At 39.4% G+C, this 20,192-nt stretch carries 22 protein-coding genes; 11 read left to right on the top strand and 11 right to left on the bottom strand.

The genetic code is table 11. From position 1 onward, the window contains the following. Positions 1 to 5 precede the first annotated feature (5 nt). Positions 6 to 308: a hypothetical protein gene (locus I2F62_RS05800; RefSeq protein ID WP_324626077.1), complete on the bottom strand. Its 303-nt coding sequence runs from the start codon at positions 306 to 308 to the stop codon at positions 6 to 8. 213 nt (positions 309 to 521) lie between these two features. Here I2F62_RS05800 and I2F62_RS05795 point away from each other — a divergent pair, with 213 nt between their 5' ends. Continuing rightward, entirely contained in the window at positions 522 to 1,895 is a 1,374-nt protein-coding gene (locus tag I2F62_RS05795) for an AarF/ABC1/UbiB kinase family protein (RefSeq protein WP_324626076.1), read from the top strand. A 65-nt stretch (positions 1,896 to 1,960) separates the two neighbouring features. Here I2F62_RS05795 and I2F62_RS05790 read toward each other — a convergent pair whose 3' ends face one another. Beyond that, positions 1,961 to 3,070, bottom strand: a complete 1,110-nt coding sequence (locus tag I2F62_RS05790) for an S-(hydroxymethyl)glutathione dehydrogenase/class III alcohol dehydrogenase (RefSeq protein WP_324626075.1) — start codon at positions 3,068 to 3,070, stop codon at positions 1,961 to 1,963. 568 nt (positions 3,071 to 3,638) lie between these two features. Here I2F62_RS05790 and I2F62_RS05785 point away from each other — a divergent pair. Further along, positions 3,639 to 4,940 (top strand): dicarboxylate/amino acid:cation symporter, encoded by a 1,302-nt coding sequence (locus I2F62_RS05785; RefSeq protein WP_324626074.1) that lies wholly within the window; start codon positions 3,639 to 3,641, stop codon positions 4,938 to 4,940. Positions 4,941 to 5,087: 147 nt separating this feature from the next. Here I2F62_RS05785 and I2F62_RS05780 read toward each other — a convergent pair whose 3' ends face one another. Then, positions 5,088 to 5,579 (bottom strand): hypothetical protein, encoded by a 492-nt coding sequence (locus tag I2F62_RS05780; protein ID WP_324626073.1) that lies wholly within the window; start codon positions 5,577 to 5,579, stop codon positions 5,088 to 5,090. A gap of 209 nt (positions 5,580 to 5,788) precedes the next feature. On the opposite strand from I2F62_RS05780, the gene I2F62_RS05775 reads away from it, so the two are divergent. Then, entirely contained in the window at positions 5,789 to 6,043 is a 255-nt protein-coding gene (locus tag I2F62_RS05775; RefSeq protein ID WP_324626072.1) for a DUF333 domain-containing protein, read from the top strand. Between the two features lie 78 nt (positions 6,044 to 6,121). On the opposite strand, the gene fumC is transcribed toward I2F62_RS05775, so the two are convergent. Both fumC and I2F62_RS05765 read right to left on the bottom strand, forming a co-directional pair. Next, complete coding sequence (gene fumC / locus I2F62_RS05770; protein ID WP_324626071.1) at positions 6,122 to 7,516, bottom strand: class II fumarate hydratase; 1,395 nt, start codon at positions 7,514 to 7,516, stop codon at positions 6,122 to 6,124. A gap of 90 nt (positions 7,517 to 7,606) precedes the next feature. Continuing rightward, positions 7,607 to 8,617, bottom strand: a complete 1,011-nt coding sequence (locus I2F62_RS05765; RefSeq protein WP_324626070.1) for an NAD-dependent epimerase/dehydratase family protein — start codon at positions 8,615 to 8,617, stop codon at positions 7,607 to 7,609. Between the two features lie 64 nt (positions 8,618 to 8,681). On the opposite strand from I2F62_RS05765, the gene tusD reads away from it, so the two are divergent. From tusD to I2F62_RS05745, 4 genes are read left to right on the top strand one after another with little or no spacing between them, the layout of a single operon-like run. Continuing rightward, positions 8,682 to 9,050, top strand: a complete 369-nt coding sequence (gene tusD, locus I2F62_RS05760; RefSeq protein ID WP_324626069.1) for a sulfurtransferase complex subunit TusD — start codon at positions 8,682 to 8,684, stop codon at positions 9,048 to 9,050. A gap of 42 nt (positions 9,051 to 9,092) precedes the next feature. Beyond that, complete coding sequence (locus I2F62_RS05755; protein ID WP_324626068.1) at positions 9,093 to 9,443, top strand: hypothetical protein; 351 nt, start codon at positions 9,093 to 9,095, stop codon at positions 9,441 to 9,443. A 4-nt stretch (positions 9,444 to 9,447) separates the two neighbouring features. Next, entirely contained in the window at positions 9,448 to 9,729 is a 282-nt protein-coding gene (locus I2F62_RS05750; RefSeq protein WP_324626067.1) for a hypothetical protein, read from the top strand. A gap of 21 nt (positions 9,730 to 9,750) precedes the next feature. Next, on the top strand, positions 9,751 to 10,062 hold the full coding sequence (locus tag I2F62_RS05745) for a TusE/DsrC/DsvC family sulfur relay protein (RefSeq protein ID WP_324626066.1): 312 nt from the start codon (positions 9,751 to 9,753) through the stop codon (positions 10,060 to 10,062). 75 nt (positions 10,063 to 10,137) lie between these two features. On the opposite strand, the gene I2F62_RS05740 is transcribed toward I2F62_RS05745, so the two are convergent. From I2F62_RS05740 to I2F62_RS05715, 6 genes are all read right to left on the bottom strand, one after another. After that, positions 10,138 to 10,635 (bottom strand): hypothetical protein, encoded by a 498-nt coding sequence (locus I2F62_RS05740; RefSeq protein ID WP_324626065.1) that lies wholly within the window; start codon positions 10,633 to 10,635, stop codon positions 10,138 to 10,140. Between the two features lie 132 nt (positions 10,636 to 10,767). Beyond that, entirely contained in the window at positions 10,768 to 12,393 is a 1,626-nt protein-coding gene (gene cysN, locus I2F62_RS05735) for a sulfate adenylyltransferase subunit CysN (protein WP_324626064.1), read from the bottom strand. A gap of 37 nt (positions 12,394 to 12,430) precedes the next feature. After that, entirely contained in the window at positions 12,431 to 13,339 is a 909-nt protein-coding gene (cysD, locus tag I2F62_RS05730; RefSeq protein WP_324626063.1) for a sulfate adenylyltransferase subunit CysD, read from the bottom strand. Positions 13,340 to 13,753: 414 nt separating this feature from the next. Further along, a complete protein-coding gene (locus I2F62_RS05725) occupies positions 13,754 to 14,338 on the bottom strand; it encodes an O-methyltransferase (protein ID WP_324626062.1) in 585 nt (194 codons plus the stop codon). 48 nt (positions 14,339 to 14,386) lie between these two features. Continuing rightward, the gene (locus I2F62_RS05720) at positions 14,387 to 14,602 is read right to left on the bottom strand and encodes a DUF1653 domain-containing protein (protein ID WP_324626061.1); all 216 of its coding nucleotides are present in this window, start codon (positions 14,600 to 14,602) and stop codon (positions 14,387 to 14,389) included. Positions 14,603 to 14,632: 30 nt separating this feature from the next. Then, positions 14,633 to 15,553, bottom strand: a complete 921-nt coding sequence (locus I2F62_RS05715) for a LysR substrate-binding domain-containing protein (protein WP_324626060.1) — start codon at positions 15,551 to 15,553, stop codon at positions 14,633 to 14,635. A gap of 132 nt (positions 15,554 to 15,685) precedes the next feature. On the opposite strand from I2F62_RS05715, the gene I2F62_RS05710 reads away from it, so the two are divergent. The 4 genes from I2F62_RS05710 to I2F62_RS05695 all read left to right on the top strand — a co-directional run bounded on the left by I2F62_RS05710 (position 15,686) and on the right by I2F62_RS05695 (position 20,189). Further along, entirely contained in the window at positions 15,686 to 16,954 is a 1,269-nt protein-coding gene (locus I2F62_RS05710) for an MFS transporter (protein ID WP_324626059.1), read from the top strand. A 13-nt stretch (positions 16,955 to 16,967) separates the two neighbouring features. Beyond that, complete coding sequence (locus I2F62_RS05705; protein ID WP_324626058.1) at positions 16,968 to 17,672, top strand: alpha/beta fold hydrolase; 705 nt, start codon at positions 16,968 to 16,970, stop codon at positions 17,670 to 17,672. Positions 17,673 to 18,247: 575 nt separating this feature from the next. Then, complete coding sequence (locus tag I2F62_RS05700; protein ID WP_324626057.1) at positions 18,248 to 18,874, top strand: LexA family protein; 627 nt, start codon at positions 18,248 to 18,250, stop codon at positions 18,872 to 18,874. 19 nt (positions 18,875 to 18,893) lie between these two features. Continuing rightward, positions 18,894 to 20,189 (top strand): Y-family DNA polymerase, encoded by a 1,296-nt coding sequence (locus tag I2F62_RS05695; protein ID WP_324626056.1) that lies wholly within the window; start codon positions 18,894 to 18,896, stop codon positions 20,187 to 20,189. Positions 20,190 to 20,192: the final 3 nt, after the last annotated feature.

The raw sequence follows: 20,192 nt of genomic DNA, 5'->3' as shown, positions 1-20,192 counted from the left end.
TTGGCTTAGTTACGGTACTTAATTTTCATACTTTGTTTGTTTTTAAGTTGAATTTGATGATCTGCAACATAGCTTTGCATCATTTGCACCACATGATGATGGGAAAACCCCAAAGCATGTGCTTTGATGATAATTTGACTAGGTAAACTAAAGAAAAAATAATGTAAATCTTGTTCAGACACATCAGCAAAAAGTTGTTGTGCAATCAAAAATTTTTTTAAATCTTGTTTGTCTTGCTGTACCGATGCCGAGTTTTCTTGCCAATATCGCAAGCGCATTGCCATTAAATTGTTATGTTTATAACTCACGCAAACTTACTCTCAACCAAACGTTTAATCTAATATACTGAGCTTTTTAAAGCTTGTGTTAAAGCGCCCATAGCAGTTTTGTAAAAAATCTGCACAATCTCTATACAAATAATCTGACTACAGGTCAATTGTAGCGTTTTAATGTCATCCATAATAGATTTTCGCTATACTAAGCAATATATCCCTATCTTATTCGCAACTGAAGGTGCTTGAATGTCTGACCGGAAAGATAAATTAAAAAACTTAAAAACATCTTCTGTGGATCGACGCCTCTCTATTGTAAAAGCATCTTTTCTTGCAGGTACCCGTTGGGCAACCTCTAATGCAAGTACAATTTTTTCATCTGAAGAAGAAAAAGAACGCAAGCGCAAAAAGGCACTCAAAGAACAAGCCGAATATCTTGTGAACGAAATTGGGAAACTCAAAGGTTCAATTGTTAAAATTGGACAAATGATGGCCTTGTACGGCGAACATTTTTTACCAGAAGAAGTCACTCAAGCGCTCAATACCTTAAACAATCAAACGGTCGCACTCGAATGGAATGCAATTAAAACCCAACTGATTGCAGAATTAGGCGATAAACTGAATGAATTAGAGATTGATCCTGAACCAATTGGTACGGCATCTTTAGCACAAGTGCATCGAGCAAAGCGAAAATCTGACGGTTTAGAGATTGTACTTAAAATTCAATATCCGGGTGTGGCAGATGCGATTGATTCAGACATGAATCTATTTAAAAGCATGCTAAAACTAACCCATATTGTGCCGCAAACACGCGAATTCGATCAGTGGTTCGAAGAAGTGCGTGAAATGATGCACCGCGAAGTTGATTATAAAATTGAGGCCGCCACAACTCGCCGCTTTGCAGAATATTTAAAAGACGATTCTCGTTATATCGTCCCTCAAATTATTGATAACTACTGCACACCGCAAATTTTATGTATGACGTTTGAACAAGGTGTGCCTGTGAATAGCCCTGAAATATTGGCGTTGTCTCAGCATAAACGTAATAACTTAGCAGAAGCCGCCTTAGATATTGCTATTCGTGAATTATTCGAATGGGGCGAAATGCAAACAGACCCGAACTTCGGTAATTATTTAGTTCGAATGAGCCCAAGCGATACCCAACCCGACCAAATTGTACTGCTCGATTTTGGCGCCATCCGACAATTTGATCAAACCTTATTAAAAGTTGCACATGCTTTAATTAAGGCAGGTTACGAACACGATTTAAGCATGATGACCAACGCCATGACCGGTTATGATTTCTTCGATCTGATTCCTGTGGGGATTAAACCAGATATGGCAAAAGTTTTCTTGCTTGCCACCGAACCGTTTAGCAGTTTAGAGAATAATCCAGACATCCCTCAGGGCGTGATTGATCTACAAAACCGTTATCATTGGAAACAAAGCAACTTGCATAGTCGCGTCATGCAACGTGCCAGTAAATCGATGGCTTCTCGTTACTTTAGCGTTCCACCCAAAGAATTTATGTTTATTAGCCGAAAATTCATTGGGGCTTACACTTTTATGACCGTACTTGATGCACAAACCAATGTACGAAAACTGCTGCAACCGTTTATGTAAATGAACGCTGTATCATTCAAATAAAAAAGACCGATATACGGTCTTTTTTATTGCAAAGCATATTTTTAAAAATGCACAACCGTACGAATTGATTTGCCTTCGTGCATTAAATCGAACGCGTCATTAATTTGTTCAAGTGGCATGGTGTGAGTTACAAATGGTTCTAATTGAATTTCACCTTTCATCGCATCTTCAACCATTCCCGGTAATTGTGAACGCCCTTTAACACCACCAAAAGCCGTACCTTTCCAACTACGACCGGTCACCAATTGGAATGGACGGGTTGAAATTTCTTGACCAGAACCGGCAACACCAATAATCACCGACTGCCCCCAACCGCGATGCGCACACTCTAAAGCAGAACGCATAACATTAACATTACCGATACATTCAAACGAGTGATCAACGCCCCAGCCGGTCATTTCCACAATGACTTGCTGAATTGGCTTGTCATAATCTTTAGGATTTAAAAAGTCAGTCGCGCCAAATTCTTCTGCAAGTTTAAATTTATCTGGATTGGTATCAACTACAATAATTCGCCCTGCTTTGGCCTGTCGCGCGCCTTGTACAACTGCCAATCCAATGCCGCCTAAGCCAAATACTGCAACGCTATCGCCAGCTTGAACTTTTGCCGTGTTATGTACCGCACCAATGCCGGTAGTTACACCACAACCTAACAAACACACATGCTCAGGGTTTGCTTCTGGATTAATTTTTGCCAAAGATACTTCGGCAACCACGGTATATTCACTAAAGGTTGAACATCCCATATAGTGATAAATTGGCTCACCATTGTACGAAAAACGCGTTGTACCATCTGGCATAACACCTTTACCTTGCGTGGCGCGAACCGCAACACAAAGATTGGTTTTACCTGATTGACAAAATAAACATTCGCCACATTCAGCAGTATATAAAGGAATGACATGGTCGCCAGGTTTTACACTGGTAACACCTTCACCCACTTCAACCACAATCCCTGCACCTTCGTGACCCAATACCGCAGGAAATACCCCTTCTGGATCGTCACCTGAAAGCGTAAATGCATCGGTATGGCAAACGCCTGTATGGGTAATTTTAACCAGAACTTCCCCCGCTTTCGGCGGCTCAACATCAAGTTCAACAATTTTTAATGGTTGGCCTGGCCCAAATGCAACTGCCGCACGTGATTTCATATATTTTTTCCTAAAATTTATTTAAAACAAGGTGATTTCTATTAAACTAACTATATAATATTTATAAATTTTAATCCAATAGCAACCACAGCATTTAAAAATTAACGTTAAACTAAAGATGATTTTGTCTTTATTGTTAATTAGCTCATGTAAAAACAGCGTCAATTTCAATAAAGCTAAAATTTTCACTGTTAAGCATAGATTAAAAAGCACCTTGCTTGCTGCTCCTTTTTTAGGCATTTTTAACTTTTTTTGACTAACTTTTTGACTAAAAAATAAGCATGAGACTAAAGTATAATGCAGCAATTGGCTGAAATTTAGCTTTTTAACATAGTAAAAAACACTAAATAAAACATAAATTATTAACATAAACACATGTTTAATAACAAAATATAAACAAACATTATTAAATTCACTTATTTCTTTTAGTGATTTATTTGCAATTTACATTTTTAAGTTTTATGGCTACATTTCTGCTTCTGATACTTTTTTACAGTAAAATCCATTTTGCACATGATCAACAACATTGGCAGCGGCTTTATTTGAGATATCTATAGGATTTTAATTAATGGACATTCATTCACACCAACAACCAATTTCAGGGAAAAAACCGAAGTTTTATCAAATACTTTATGTACAGGTAATCTTCGCAATTGCAATAGGTATTTTATTAGGACACTTTTATCCCAGCGTTGGTGAGAGCTTAAAACCGCTCGGTGATGCTTTCATTAATATTGTTAAAATGATTATTGCGCCTGTCATTTTCCTTACGGTTGTAACGGGAATTGCCGGCATGAACAACGTAGGAAGCGTTGGTCGTGTAACAGGTAAAGCAATGATTTATTTCCTTACTTTTTCAACACTTGCACTGTTTATCGGGATGCTCGTTGCCAATATTATTCAACCAGGACATGGTTTGAATATTGATCCAGCATCTTTGCATGGCGAAAAAGTCAGTGATTATGTAGAAAAAGCACATGATTCAACCATCGTTGGCTTTTTAATGGGCATTATACCAAAAACATTAATTAGCCCATTGGTCGGTGGTGATATTCTGCAAGTGCTCTTTGTTGCGGTTTTATTTGGTATTGCTTTGGCAACCACGCACGAGCACTCTAAGCCAATTACTGAATTTTTAAATACATTAACAACACCTGTATTCAAACTGGTGGGTATGTTAATGAAACTTGCGCCAATTGGTGCATTTGGTGCCATGGCATTTACTATTGGTAAATATGGCATTAACTCGATTGGCAACTTAGCAATGCTAATTGTAACTTTCTATATCACATCATTACTGTTTATTTTAATTATTTTGGGCGCAGTTGCTCGTTATAATGGCTTCTCAATTATCGACTTAATTCGTTATATCAAAGATGAATTGTGGTTAGTGCTCGGTACCAGTTCTTCTGAAGCAGCACTGCCAACATTAATGGATAAAATGGAAAAAGCCGGTTGCGAAAAATCTGTTGTTGGTTTAGTTATTCCTACAGGTTATTCATTCAACTTAGATGGTACCAATATTTACATGACTATGGCGGCGCTTTTCATTGCTCAAGCATGTAATATCGACCTCTCATTCGGTCAACAGTTAACACTGCTATTGGTTGCGATGATTAGCTCAAAAGGTGCAGCGGGCGTAACTGGCGCAGGCTTCATTACCCTTGCAGCAACGCTTTCTGTTGTTCCAGACGTTCCTGTTGCGGGTATGGCGCTTATTCTAGGGATTGACCGTTTTATGTCTGAATGCCGTGCGTTAACCAACCTTGTGGGTAATGCCTGTGCAACTATTGTTGTGGCACGTTGGGATAAAGCATTAGACAAAGAACAATGTGATGCTGCATTAAAAGGCCATAAAGCAAAAGCTTAATCTCTTTTAATATTAAAAGCCGTGCTTTTGCCACGGCTTTTTTATTGCCTATACGATGAAAAAAGCAAAATAAGATTGAATAGGCAAATAAAAAGCCGAATGACGGATCATTCGGATTTTAAATAAAGCCAATTTTAAAGCACAAACTTAAACAGTACCCGATAAAACGGCATCAGATACATAGCATTTCCATTGCTCACGTAAGGTAGGCAAGTAGAATTTCTCGCCAATTTCGACTAAGTCTGCATCAATCAATGCATGCAAATCTTGTAGAAATAAAAAGTCTAATTCTAACTGGCTTAATTTCGCGTTCTTCTTACGGTTGTTTTGTCTTGCTGCATTGGCTTTTTTCACAAACTGATCGGCATACGCTTTGTCTTTATAACGCGTTAATGCGCTTAAACGAAGTTCAACCCCCCCCCAACCACTTAACAATAACTTGAACATATCAAAATCACGCGTGGTCGACTCCCACGTCATATCATCCAATTTATCGTCTGAAGGCAATACAGGAAGCAACAACTCCATCACACATGGAAATATTTTTTTGAACTGCAAAATAAATTTTACAGGATGATCACCCGGATAATCTTGAAACTGAACATGTTGCTGTGTGTCGGTTAAATATATATCGAGCATAAAAAGATCATCAATCATGAAAACTAGAGCGCTATATTGTACGCACAAATGCTGGGCTTTTCACGCGAATATCACGATTATCCGCGCCAAGATTATGCAGCATGAATGTGATGATTGAAATTGGATGTAAAACAGTACTTACAAAATTCTCCTTTAATCCTAAAAATCATTCCATTTAGAATATTGTTTTAATAAAGAAATGAATAGAAATGAAAAAAATTGTCGCTTCATTGGCATTTATTGCTCCAACTTTTTTAATTGCATGTTCAACAACACCGAACAGCAAATTGGATACACCACCAAAGATTGGCATGGCCAATCCGGCAAGTGTGTATTGTCAAAAAGTCGGCGGTCAAAGCATTATTCAAAAAGATAAAGATGGCAATGAGATTGGATATTGCAAACTTCCAAATGGCCAACTTGTTGATGAATGGCAACTGTTTAGAAGCGCGCAAGAAAAATAAGCCTGCTCAAATCATGTGCTCCACAATAAAAAACCGACAAGATTGTCGGTTTTTTATTGGACGATTAAATTCTGTAAATTATTTTACATTCGGTGCAATCATTTTCTCTGGTCGTACCACTTCATCAAATTGTTCTGCGGTGACTAAATTCAACTCTACTGCAACTTCTTTTAAGGTTTTGCCTTGCTTATAGGCAGTTTTTGCAACTTTTGCGGCATTTTCATAACCAATGACAGGATTCAATGCCGTCACCAACATTAATGAATTACGCAAAAAATGATCAATTTTTTCTAAATTTGGCTCAATTCCTACTGCACAATGATCATTAAAGCTATTACACGCATCGCCAAGTAAGCGAATAGATTGAAGTAAATTAAATGCAATGACCGGCATAAACACATTTAGCTCAAAGTTTCCTGAAGCACCCGCCACATTAATGGTGGTATCGTTGCCGAATACCTGTGCGACCACCATTGTCATGGCTTCACTTTGGGTCGGATTCACTTTGCCCGGCATAATACTTGAACCTGGCTCATTTTCAGGAATCGTCAATTCACCTAAACCACAACGCGGACCGCTGGCTAACCAACGAATATCATTGGCAATTTTATTTAAACTGGCGGCTAAAGTTTTTAACGCGCCCGATGCAAAAACGGCTGCATCGCGGCCGGCCAAGGCTTCAAATTTGTTCGGTGCAGTTACAAAAGGCAAACCGGTTAAGCTTGCCAACTGTGCAGCGGCTTTTTGAGCATATAAAGGATGTGCATTTAATCCCGTACCCACGGCGGTGCCGCCTAAAGGCAATTCATATAAACCTTCTAAAGCTTGATGCAGTCGTTTTAACCCATGCTCTAATTGTGAAACATAACCACTAAACTCTTGCCCCAAAGTTAACGGGGTTGCATCTTGTAAATGGGTACGACCAATTTTAACAATATCCTGAAATTCTTCAGATTTCTTTTGTAAGGTGTCTTTAAGTCGAGTAACTGCAGGAATGAGTAATTGGTTAATTTGCAGACTTGCCGCAACATGTATTGCGGTTGGGAAAGAGTCATTGGTCGATTGCGCACGATTCACATGATCATTCGGATGCACAGGATTTTGCGCGCCTAAAGGCTGACCTAATTTTTTGTTGGCAATATTTGCAATAACTTCATTACAATTCATATTACTTTGCGTGCCAGAACCTGTTTGCCAAACCACCAGCGGAAATTGATCATCCCAGTCGCCATCAATCACTTCTTGTGCCGCATCGACAATATAATCGGCCAATTCTTGCGAAATTTGTTTGAGCTCGGCATTGGTAATCGCCGCCGCTTTTTTAACTAACCCCATCCCCTGAATCATTGCGCGGGGTAAATGTTCGATACCAATTTTAAAATTTTCTCGGCTGCGTTGGGTTTGTGCGCCCCACATTGCATTGCTTGGTACGGCCACTTCGCCCATTGTGTCATGTTCAATACGTGTTTCCATTACGTTTCCTTAATTTTATGCTGTACTTGTTCGGGTTAAATCAATCGCATCATGTTAATGACTTAAACCAACAAAGTAAATAATTATCATTTACCGTTTGTTTTGTTTCACTGCTTTATAAAAAGTCCATTCATCTGCAATCATTTGTTCTAAACTTTTTTTGGGCGACCAACCAAGTGTACTTTGTGCTTTATCTGTGATGATGCCTACCCGATCTAAAGGCGTGAACAAAAGCGACGATTGCTCAGTAGCAATGCTGGTTTGGGTCACATCTTCTACGGTCGCAATCAAGTTTTTAATGCTGGTTTGGGTTTGACTGCCAATATTAAAAGTATCTAAACCTTGACCGCGTTGGTATTGCCAATGCAAAGCTTTTTCAATGGCTAAGCAGACATCCATAATGTGAATAAAATCGCGCTCTACGGTTTGGTCTGCTGTCTTGGCATTTTGATACAGTTCAATATAGTCGCGCTCACCATACGCCGCTTGCATTAATAACCCTAAAATTGTTTTTGGAAGTTTCGGAACCCATTCGCCCCAAATACTCTGTTCAAATGCCCCGAGGATATTTGAAACGCGCAGTACAGAAATATTCCAATCCTCATCACTGAGTGCGACATCTTTTAGAATTTGCTCCATCATTTGTTGGGTTTGTATATACGGATTTAAAGATTGATGATTGAGGCCCATATCTTCATCTAAATTCGATTCAGATTGCCCATAAACTGCTGCACTGGAGATATGAACCAATGAACGGCAGCCCATGCGCTGCATCACTCGGATTAAACTAATCAGCACGTTCAAATTGTTGTTATAATATTCAATCGGTTTTAGTGTCGACTCGGGTAAAGATTTAAAACCAGCGCAATGCACGACTGCATCAATGGGATATTGTTCCACAAACTTGTTTAAGGCAGGCGTATTACGAATATCTAAATGCGCAAAAGGAATATATTGCCCACTGATGTGCTGTAAATAATCTAAATTCGTACTTTGACTATTGACCAAATTATCGACCAAAACAATTGCCTGCCCCCTTTGTAATAAGTGCAAGGCAATATGGGAACCGACAAACCCAAGACCACCTGTAATTAAAATCATGTATACTTTCCTAAGTTATATTTTTTACTTTCGTTCTTTAATTTGGATGATTCAAATTAAGCTTATGAATACCCTTATTCTTGTTACTTCATCACCCAATTCTGTATTGGCATGGCATGCTTTTGGAGTTGCCGAGTCGTTGCTTAAAAAAAACCAAAACGTACAGGTTTTTTTCTATCAAGATGGCGTTGCTGTTGCCAACACCTTAAATTGGTCGCCTGAAGATCAACGTCAACTCACGCAAGCTTGGCAAGCGCTCAATATTCGACTTCCGGTCTGTGTGAGTGCAGCATTAACACGCGGTATTACAGATCAGACCAATGCCACACGCCATCAACTGGCACATTTTAATTTGGCATCGGGCTTTGAGTTAGTTGGATTAGGTGAATTTGCCGATGCAGTTCAAAATGCAACTCGTCTCATTCAATTTTAACCATGTTTGTCTGTAAATTTTGTTATTTTAAAAGGTAATTCTGTGAAAAGCGTTTTGGTGATTTTAACACAAGCCAATGCAATGCAATTGCAAAGCCATGAAAGTCTATCTGCCACCATGGTATTGGCCACGTTCGGATGCGAAGTTAAAGTGTTACTTAAAGATGCTGCACTGTCACTGTTAAAGGCCTCATTACATTTTGATGCAGCACATCACCCATTTAAACTGGGTTCAAATATGGTCGACAGTTTTGAGTTTTATGACTTAAGCCCAATTTTAGTTGAGCGACAATTTGAACAGCATGCTTTTGTTACAGGCACAACGCATGAACTGCAATTTGTCGATTTAAATCCTGAATTGATTCAACAATTTGACCACGTTGTTTATTGGTAATTTTATGCAAACCTCAACGCTTTTTTTATTACAGGCAAATTTTAATCAGGCCACGCAACTGTTAATTCAGCTTAAAAACATGGCAAGCCCAAGCGATGCAGTGGTTTTAATGTCTGAAGCCGCATTATTGGTAAATCATCCCGATTTAGCGTTATATCCACTTTATGTATTAAAAACCGAAGCAGAGCTATTAACTTCAACTATTCCCGACCATGTTAGCGTGCTTGATTATGACCAATTGACTGACTTACTTTTGCAATATTCACGCTGCATTAGCTTAAAGTAATTTAAAATATAGGAACATAAAATGGCTTTAGCACTTGATCAAGATGGGCATTTGGTAGATTACACCATTTGGAATGAAGCGGTTGCACAAGAATTGGCACAAAGTTTAGAGATTACGCTTAGCCCTTGGCATTTTGAAATATTAAATGCAGTTCGGCAGTTTTATCAGCAGTTTGGACATTCACCTGCGACTCGCCCTTTAATTAAATATTTAATGAAAACGGTCAGCCCAGAAATAGACAATGCCACTTTACAACAACGCTTTAACACGGGCTTAGTGGCGCGGCATTTAAGCCGACTAGCAGGTGTGCCGAAACCTGCGAATTGTTTGTAATTTTGCACCATCCAACTGCAATAAAAAACCCATCATCGCAGGTGCGTATGATGGGTTAGCTCAACCGAATTAGGTTTATTTGATGCTGGCAATTAACGTATCTAGCATGGTTTGATAATGAATCGTAATATCTTCCGATAAAATTTTATATGCATTATCAAATTGCACCATTGGAAAACCTTCTTTCCAAAATGGAAAAATATTGTGTAAATCTGCTGTCACAATGGCATCATCATAATGAATCGCTTGGGCAATTTGTGCTAAGACTTGTGCGGTATCTGCGCCATCAATGTCCATATAATCAATGCCGTGTGCTTTAAAAATACGCACGCGGTCTTTTTTATAACGCATTTTTTTCACTTGCGCAGGAAATAAGTCGAAGGCCGCCGTAACTGCTTCAAGAAAATGCTCCTCAAAACTTAAACACAACTCAGTCAACGCCTGTTTATGGCTATCTTGTCTGCCTGCTTTGCCACCTGCACGAATGGCTTGTTGTGCTTGTTCAGTTAAGTCTACGCTTTTAAGTTGCGTTAAAAACTGAAGTTTATCTAGAGGTGCTACACCGTCAACCATATACAACCTAAATTGAATGTTTCATAAAATTAAGGGTGCTATTGTGACACACTTTTCGTCTGCTGAATATTTAACTTCACCCAATAAAAAGCCCCAAGACAACGCTTAGGGCTTTTATGTGTTATTTATAACTTAAATCAGAACCAACTGGCGGATTTGTTCAGCCACATCTTCAACGGTTTCAGCACTAATTTGCTGATCTACAGTTGCAGAATGTGTAATAACAACCACACCTGTTTCACGTAATAACGCAGTTTGTTCAGCCGTTAAATTGGCTTTCGCCACAGCCACAATACCGTTTTGCATTAAAAGACGCTCAAGGCTTTGTGCTTGGGCAATCACGTCAGCACTCACACCCAATAGCGCAGGTTTTTGACCCAAACGTGCTGCACGTTCTTCAGCCGTCACAGCTTGAGTGGTATTGCTGACTTGAGCAACATCTTCAATCATTGCTGCGCCAACTGTGACGTTGCTTAAGCGGTCGATAAAAATAAAACTACCTGTGAAACGGCTGTCTTGATAATCATCAAAAACCACTGCACGGTCAAATTCAACCACAACGTCTGCAATACCATTTAATTCAAGCTGCTCTACTTGAACTTGTTCAAGCGTGTTGACATCAATACGGTAATTAATCTGACTCACTTTTGCAGGCACGTTTTGGGTACCCACTTTTACGTTATAGAGTTTACCGACAACAAGCGGTTGCTCGGCCATCCACACCACGGTTGAACGCACAGCACGCGCAACGGTTGGCAAGTTTTCTGGATGAACCAACATATCGCCACGACTAATGTCAATTTCGTCATTTAAGGTTAAAGTGACTGCTTGACCCGCAAACGCTTGGGTTAAGTTGCCATCAAAAGTGACAATTTCTTTAACCGTGCTGCGTTTACCCGAAGGCAATGCCACAATTTCATCGCCTTGACGCACCGAACCCAAGGCAATTGTGCCAGCAAAACCACGGAAGTCGAGGTTTGGACGGTTGACATATTGCACAGGGAAACGTAAATCTTGGTTTGAGGTATCTTGGGTAATTTCAACGGTTTCCAAAATATCCATCAAGGTTTGTGATTGATAGTTTGGGGTGAAATACCACGGCGTTTCGCTTGAACGATTCACCACGTTGTCGCCATTTAATGCAGAAATTGGCACAAAACGGATATCAACTGGTTTACGTGTACCCAATTGCTCAACAAAGCTTAAGTAATCGGCTTGAATTTGGTCAAATTTGTCTTGTGCAAAACCCACCAAATCCATTTTGTTAATGGCAACCACAATATTTTTAATGCCAAGTAAGCTTGCAATATAGGTATGGCGGCGGGTTTGCGTCTGCACACCATAACGCGCATCAATTAAGATAATCGCTAAATTACACGTCGACGCGCCGGTTGCCATGTTGCGCGTATATTGCTCATGTCCCGGTGTATCGGCAATAATAAATTTACGTTTTTCGGTAGAAAAATAACGATACGCAACGTCAATGGTAATGCCCTGCTCGCGCTCGGCTTGCAAACCATCTACAAGTAATGCCAAATCCGGTGCATCGCCGGTTGTACCAACTTTTTTACTATCACGGGTCACGGCTTGTAATTGATCTTCATAAATCAATTTTGAATCGTACAATAAGCGCCCAATTAAGGTACTTTTGCCGTCATCGACATTACCGCAAGTTAAAAAACGCAATAAGTCTTTATTTTCATGTTGTTTTAAATACGCCAAAATGTCTTGGCTAATTAAATCTGATTGATGCGACATCGCTCAACTCCACAAATTCGTTCAAAATTAGGTTGTATTAGAAATAGCCTTCTTGCTTTTTCTTTTCCATCGAGCCGGCTTCGTCATGGTCAATCATTCGACCTTGACGTTCTGAGCTGGTCGCTAACAACATTTCTTGAATAATTTCAGGTAAGGTATCTGCGGTTGACTCGACTGCGCCCGTGAGTGGATAACAACCCAACGTACGGAAACGGACTGACTTCATTTCTGGCACTTCGCCTTCACGCAGTGGGAAACGTTCGTCATCAATCATAATTAAAGTACCGTTACGCTCAACGACAGGACGTTCTGCCGCCAAATACAATGGCACCAATGGAATGTTCTCTAAGTAGATATATTGCCAAATATCTAATTCAGTCCAGTTCGACAGAGGGAATACGCGAATGCTTTCGCCCTTGTTCACTTTCCCGTTATAGATATTCCAAAGTTCTGGACGTTGGTTTTTCGGGTCCCAACGGTGCTTAGTATCACGGAATGAATAAACACGTTCTTTAGCACGAGACTTTTCTTCGTCACGGCGCGCACCACCAAATGCCGCATCAAATTGATATTTATCTAAAGCTTGCTTTAAGGCTTGCGTTTTCATGATGTCGGTATATTTTGAGCTACCGTGATCGAATGGGTTAATATTTGCCGCCATTCCTTCTAGGTTTTTATGCTCAATTAATTCAAGGCCGAGTTTTTTCACCATTTCATCACGGAAGGTGATCATATCCTTGAATTTCCAGCCAGTATTCACATGCATTAATGGAAATGGAAGTTTTGCAGGATAAAAAGCTTTCATTGCCAAATGCAACATGACTGCCGAGTCTTTACCAATAGAGTAAAGCATGACGGGGTTTTCAAATTCCGCCGCAACTTCTCGAATAATATGAATACTTTCAGCCTCAAGCTGCTTAAGGTGAGTTAATCTTTCCTCAGTCATTATATACCCAGCGACACTCAAATTTTGCGCTCTATGTTAGCATGACTCGTGATAAATAGTCTGTTTGATTGTCATTCTGTTTTCTGAATACCTAAATCATTTTTTCTACTTTAGAAACAGCTATCTTGAGCCATTTATTGATAAAAACAGCGCATGAAAAACACATCAGCGCTTTATAGCAATACTGTGAAATTTACCCTAACCCACAAGTTAAATACCAAACACACGAACACAACGCAGATTCAAACTAAATACAAGATAAATAAACACTTAGTGTGTGTTTATTTAATCAAATTCAAATGATATTGCAGCATCAAAAAATGTAATTAGCTAAATGCCAGCACAACATCGTCAGGCACTGTATGCCAAAAATAAAACGACTATCTCGCTTATGACTGATATTTTCACATGTTGCTATAACTTAGTAATAAACATGAGTCCAGCCCCAATCGCAAGGGTTGTGGTTAAAAAAGCGGTGTCTGATTGAACTTGCGCTTTAAAGACTTCAATTTCATCTGCATGTGACAAAACATTATCGACCACACAGACACCATTTTTTCGTAACAAGTGCGGCAAATAACGCCAATATTCAACATAAGCATCACGTTCGGCATCTAACAAAATAAAGTCAAAGGTTTGCTGAGTCGTTTTTAGAAAATCGAGTGCATCTGCCACGCAAAAATTAAGCGTTGTTTTTAAATTAAATGGTTTGAGCTTCTGTGCTGCCATTTGACTTCGAATGACATCGATTTCTAAAGTCGTCATTTCCCCACGGGTTATTTCAGCGGCCTTTGCAAGCCACAATGTCGAGAATCCTGTAGATGTGCCTATTTCTAAAATATTTTGACTGTGCTGCGTTAAAATCAGTTGTGCTAAAAACTGTGCAGAATCAGGCTCGATATTACGATAACGTGCCAAGCGATGATTCTGCATTAAATCATGTTGTTGATATTCTAAATAAAGTTGATGTTGCTGATTTAAAAATTCTGCATCAAACATGCTTCACTCCTTGAATGCATCTTTTGTTATGTACTTTTTATAGCTCTCTTAAAGCGCCTCGATCAAAGCAAAACGCGGACAACTTGTACCATCTGCTAATGTCACCTGTTCTTGGAACATCGCCAATGGACGAATCCACATACTGTAGTCACCATATAAACATTGATAAACCACATGAGCCTCTTCTGTTTCGCTGTGTTTTGCCACATGAAATACTTGATAAAGCTGACCTTTGTAATGTTTATAAATTCCACGTTGAATCATATTGCACCGAATATTTTTGACTAAAGCCGACTATTTTAGCGCATCTTCAGCTTGATGACACAAAGACTGAATAACACTGGCAAAGTTAATTGCACATTGTGACGGCCCTTGGGTTTTATAAGCCAAAGTCAAAGCCACGGTAGGTACAGGCTCGGTTAAATTGTAATATTTCAGCCCACTCAATTGTAATTGCTTAGACGATTCAGGCACCAAAGAAACGCCTAAATTTGCCGAAACTAACGATAAAATGGAAACCAATTGCGGTGCATGTTGCCCAATTTTTGGTTCAAAGCCAACGCCTCTACACGCATCCACTAAGGCATCGTACAAGCCCATACCAGTTTCAGAAAGTGGCGTCATAATAAAGGCATCATTATGTAGTTGCTGTAAATCGAATGCTTGCGTAATAGACTGATTCGCTAAACGATGTTGCTGTGAAATCACCGCCACCAAGGGTTCATCTTTTAAATGTTGAATTTTTAAATCCTTAGATACAGGATTTTTTGCAGTCACAATCACTAAATCCAGTTCATCTTTGAGCACTTTTCCAATCAGAATAGTTGAATTTCCCTCTTCAATTCTTAAATTCACGTGTGGATAATATTTTTGGAATTCTCGAATACTGGCAGGCACAATCGGGTTTAATGCGGCTGAACCGGTAAAACCAATATTGAGCTGCCCTTGTTCACCATTGGCAACACGTTTGGCAATCTTCATTGCATCTTCAGCGCGTTGTTGAATCGGTTTCACCGCATTTAAAAAAGCAGCACCTGCCTCAGTTAGATGAATACCGTGTGCGCTACGATGAAACAAAGCCGCGCCAATTTCATCTTCTAAATCGCGAATTTGCATACTTAACGGTGGCTGGCTAATCCCTAATCTTGCAGCAGCTTTGGTTAAATTACCTTCTTCAGCCGCGGCAATAAAATAACGAATATGACGTAATTCCATTGTAATTATCTTGCTCTTATTCAACCTAAGTATGCCATATATAAAACATATGAAGCTCAGTATTTAAATATATTAGAAAAATACCAAAGCAATTGCTAAAGTATATTTACCATACAACATGCTGTTCGACTCATGTCTACCGCGCCAATTACCCCCAATTCAACCGAAGCAATTACAACAAATACTCCATCGCCCACCGATACCTTACCTGCAAATAAACAGTGGATTCAACAAGCCACACCAGAGTATTACCGTGCCGGTATTGCATTATTTTTATTAGGTTTTGCAAGCTTTTCATTAATTTATTGCGTACAACCGTTATTGCCCGAATTTACCCATAGCTTTCACGTCAGCCCAGCAACCAGTTCATTGGCTTTATCCTTAACAACTGGCTGCTTGGCTTTTTCAATTGTACTGGCCAGTGCTTTTTCACAAGCTGTTGGGCGCAAAGGTCTAATGTTTGCATCTATGCTTTTGGCGTCATTACTGAATATTGCAGCAGCTTTAGTGACACATTGGCACACGTTTTTGCTGTTACGCGCATTAGAAGGCTTTATTTTAGGCGGCGTTCCTGCCGTTGCCATGGCATGGCTTGCTGAAGAAATCGACCCATTACATTTGGGTAAAGCCATGGGTCTTTATATTGCAGGAACAGCTTTTGGCGCCATGATGGGACGCGTGTTCATGGGTTTGGTGACCGAATTCAGTTCGTGGCAAGTGGCATTAGGCAGCTTAAGTGTGATTTGCTTTATTTTTGCTTTTGGATTTTTATGGCTTTTACCTGCATCACGCCATTTTGTTAAAAAATCGGGCTTTAACTTAAGTTTTCATGTCGACATGTGGAAAACACATCTACAAAACACCTCGTTGTTACGTTTATATGTGATTGGTTTCTTACTCACCAGTATTTTCGTCACCCTTTTTAATTATTCTACCTTTTATTTATCCAGCGCGCCGTACAACTTAAGCCAAAGTGTCATCAGTCTAATCTTTTTGGTTTATGCTTTTGGCGTGGTTTCATCTTCCATTGCGGGTGGTTTATCCGATCGTTTAGGCAAACGCCCGCTTATGGTCAGTGGTTTTATTTTTATGCTGCTGGGCATTTTACTGACACAGTTTAATTCAATTTGGATCATTCTTTTTGGGGTTATTTTAGTCACCACCGGTTTCTTTATTACTCATTCCGTCACCAGTAGCGCCATTGGACCAACAGCAAAAATTGCTAAAGGCCATGCATCGTCATTATATTTGCTGTTTTACTACTTAGGCTCTAGCATGATGGGCTCTTTTGGTGGATGGTTCTGGCTGCATGGCGGATGGAATGCCATCATCATGCTCACCGGTTTTTTAGCCATTCTGGGTGCTGTTTTTAGTCTGTTTTCAACCCGTTCATCTTCATAAGGTTTGTTGTTGTATGCAAGTGTTTCACCCTATTGTTTTTATTCCCGGACTGCTTTGTGATACACAATTGTGGCAAAACCAAATTGATGCGTTTTCCCATCTTTGCTCTGTTCAAGTTGCCGATATTTCCTTAGACGATTCCATTACAGAAATGGCAAAACGTTTATTGGCGAATGCGCCGGAAAAGTTTAATTTGGTTGCACTTTCTATGGGTGGTTATGTGGCGTTTGAGGTTGTTCGGCTTGCCCCCGAACGTGTCATTAAACTAACGTTAATGGATACCAGCGCACGCCTAGATACGCCAAAAGCGGCAAAACATCGCAAAGCGACCATCGAATTTACGCAGTTGGGTAAATTTATGGGCGTTACGGATAAATTATTGCCGCAATTAATTCATCCAAGTCGTGTGCACGATCCTATTGCAGACATAATTAAAAGCATGGCGTTACGTGTTGGAAAAACTGCTTTTTTGAAGCAACAACATGCCATTTTGCATCGGCAAGATGCACGAGCTTTGTTAGCCGAAATTGAAATTCCAACCTTGGTCATCGTTGGCGAGCAAGACCTTGTAACCCCATTAAGTCATGCGCAAGAAATTCAACAAGGCATTCCTACGGCAAAATTACACATCTTGCCAAATTGCGGTCATTTGCCTCCGTTAGAATATCCAAATGAAACCACAGCTTTACTTAAAGATTGGTTCAGTAGCTCAAATTAAGGCACAAGGTAGGATAAAATGGCGTGTTATTTTATCCTATTAAGAACACTGATCAGCCCAATTTAGAGTTATTTAAAAGGGGCGATAGCCACTGCATTCTGTGCAAAAGCATGAATTTTGGGTAAACTATTGCATCTTATACCTCGTCATTCACCGCAATCATTCATTTGCTGCATTTTTAAAAGTTACCTCTTGTCATCATTGAGCCTGAACAAGGCTCAAAAGCACAAAGCTACTGAAACACTGGAAAATATAAATTGAGTAAAATCAATGTAATTGAAGACTTATTCGATAAAACCAAACGCAACCAACTTTGGGTTGCGCCTATGGCAGGTGGGTTAGATTAATAATATTAATAATTAAAAATCAGAAACTTATATTGTAAATCATGGCGCATGGCGTAAAATTGGCGCAAATAAACCAAAAATCTTTGAATTTTGCATCATCTATTTTCTAAAACATTCATTGATTAAAATTTATCCACAGTAAAATAAATTTGAATTCATGTGCGAATAGCTTGTACTATATTTACTCAAATACATATCCAAACACGCCGAGTTGCGTAGGAGCTAATTATGTCCAAGAAGTTACCAATCTACTTCTCTGACGATGCCTGGTCATCGCTACAATCTATAATGGGTGCCGATGGCAAACCCAGCCCAACAATCAATACTATTCTTGAGCTGATTAGCCAACAAAATATATTGGCTAATACACTGAAAATTGTCCCGATCGTTCCTCAATCAAAAGTTAACATTCCTGTTTCACTAGAACGAATTCCTGCTGGACCTGCTTTCGGTACCAAAGACGAGCAAGATAAAGCGCTCGACTTAAACGACTTCCTGATTCATAACCCAATATCGACCTTTATGGCCTATGTCGATAGCGAATCTATGCTTGGTGCTGGTTTTGAGGTTAATGATCCAATTATTGTCGATCGCAGTATTGAAGCCAAGCACTATGATATTGTTGTCGCACTAATCGATAATAAAGATTCCACCATCAAACGTTTAATGATCACTAGTAAGATGTCAAAGTCTGAAATTAAAGAAATCTTTGGTGATGAAAATTATTCGCTCCCCAATATTTGGCTGAAGGCCGAGAATCCCGAATATCAACATATTATTCCTGCAGATGACCAGACTATCTCAGTTTGGGGTGTTATCACTTTCAACTTAAAGCGTATCTATCACCGCGCATAAGTCATAAGAAGAACTAAAAATGAAAAGTGAAAATCAAATATTTGCGTTAGTGGACGTGAATAACTGCTACGTGTCTTGTGAGCGCGTATTTAATCCTTCCTTAAATAATAAACCTGTTATTGTTTTGAGCAATAACGATGGGTGTGCTGTAGCACGCAGCCAAGAAGCCAAAGACCTTGGTGTAAAAATGGCTGTACCGTTATTCCAGATAAAAGACCTGGTTCAGAAATACAATATCCAAGTGCTTTCGAGTAACTATGGATTGTATGGTGAAATGTCAAAAAGATTTATGACATTGCTAGGACAGTACGTTGCACCCGACGAACAAGAGATCTACTCAATTGATGAATGCTTTTTAAGGCTCACAGCCTATTCTGAGTTATTTGATTTAACTGAATACGCACGCCAAATGAAAGATCAAGCATGGCAATGGTTAGGCTTACCCTGCTGTATTGGTATTGGCAGATCTAAAACTGAAGCTAAGATTGCTAATCACCTGGCAAAGAAGAACAAATTTTTTAACGGCGTTTGTAATCTAGTAGATATGGATCCATGTTCTGCAGAACAGTTGCTTGCAGAAACCGATGTAAGTGAAGTTTGGGGAGTTGGTCGTCAAAATAGTAAAAAACTTAATACTATGGGCATTACATCAGTCCTCGACCTTATTAATTCCAATTCCCAAGAAATCCGTAAAAACTTCAGCGTGGTGATGGAGAAAACCATGCAGGAGCTACAAGGTATTTCATGTATTGATATCGAGGCAGATAATGTTGCCAAAAAACAAATTATCAGTAGCCGATCGTATGGCAATCCTGTTTGTGATATTGAAGACATCAAATCATCTATACGCCTATATGTGTCGCGTGCTGTAAAACGGATGCGAGAAGATGAATCCATTTGTAAAATGATTGGGGTCTATATAAAAACAAACCGATTTGATAAATCGGAGCGGCACTCACCTTATATTGTGATGCAGATGCATGATCATACCGACGATTTACTCGAGATTACACGTGCAGCAATAAAAGGTATTGATCAAATTTACAAACAAGGCTTCAAATACAAGAAAGCCGGTATTGTGTTGCTGGACATCATTGATAAATCGAAATATTTACCTGACCTGTTTTGCGACATTGATCGTAGAAACGAACGCGAGAATCTATCAAATACTATTGATGCTGTATCTAGTCGCTTTGGAAAAAACTCACTGACATTAGGTATTGTAAATAATCAGATTCAGCCTTGGCAAATGACCCAGAATTTAAAATCACCCTCTTATTTAACGAGTTGGCCAGATCTATTCAGAGTGAGATAAAGA

Source organism: Acinetobacter sp. MD2(2019), assembly GCF_035615615.1.
In the GTDB taxonomy this organism is placed as follows: domain Bacteria; phylum Pseudomonadota; class Gammaproteobacteria; order Pseudomonadales; family Moraxellaceae; genus Acinetobacter.
The sequence above is the reverse complement of the archived record's forward strand: the minus strand, read 5'-3'. Positions and strand labels throughout refer to the sequence as shown.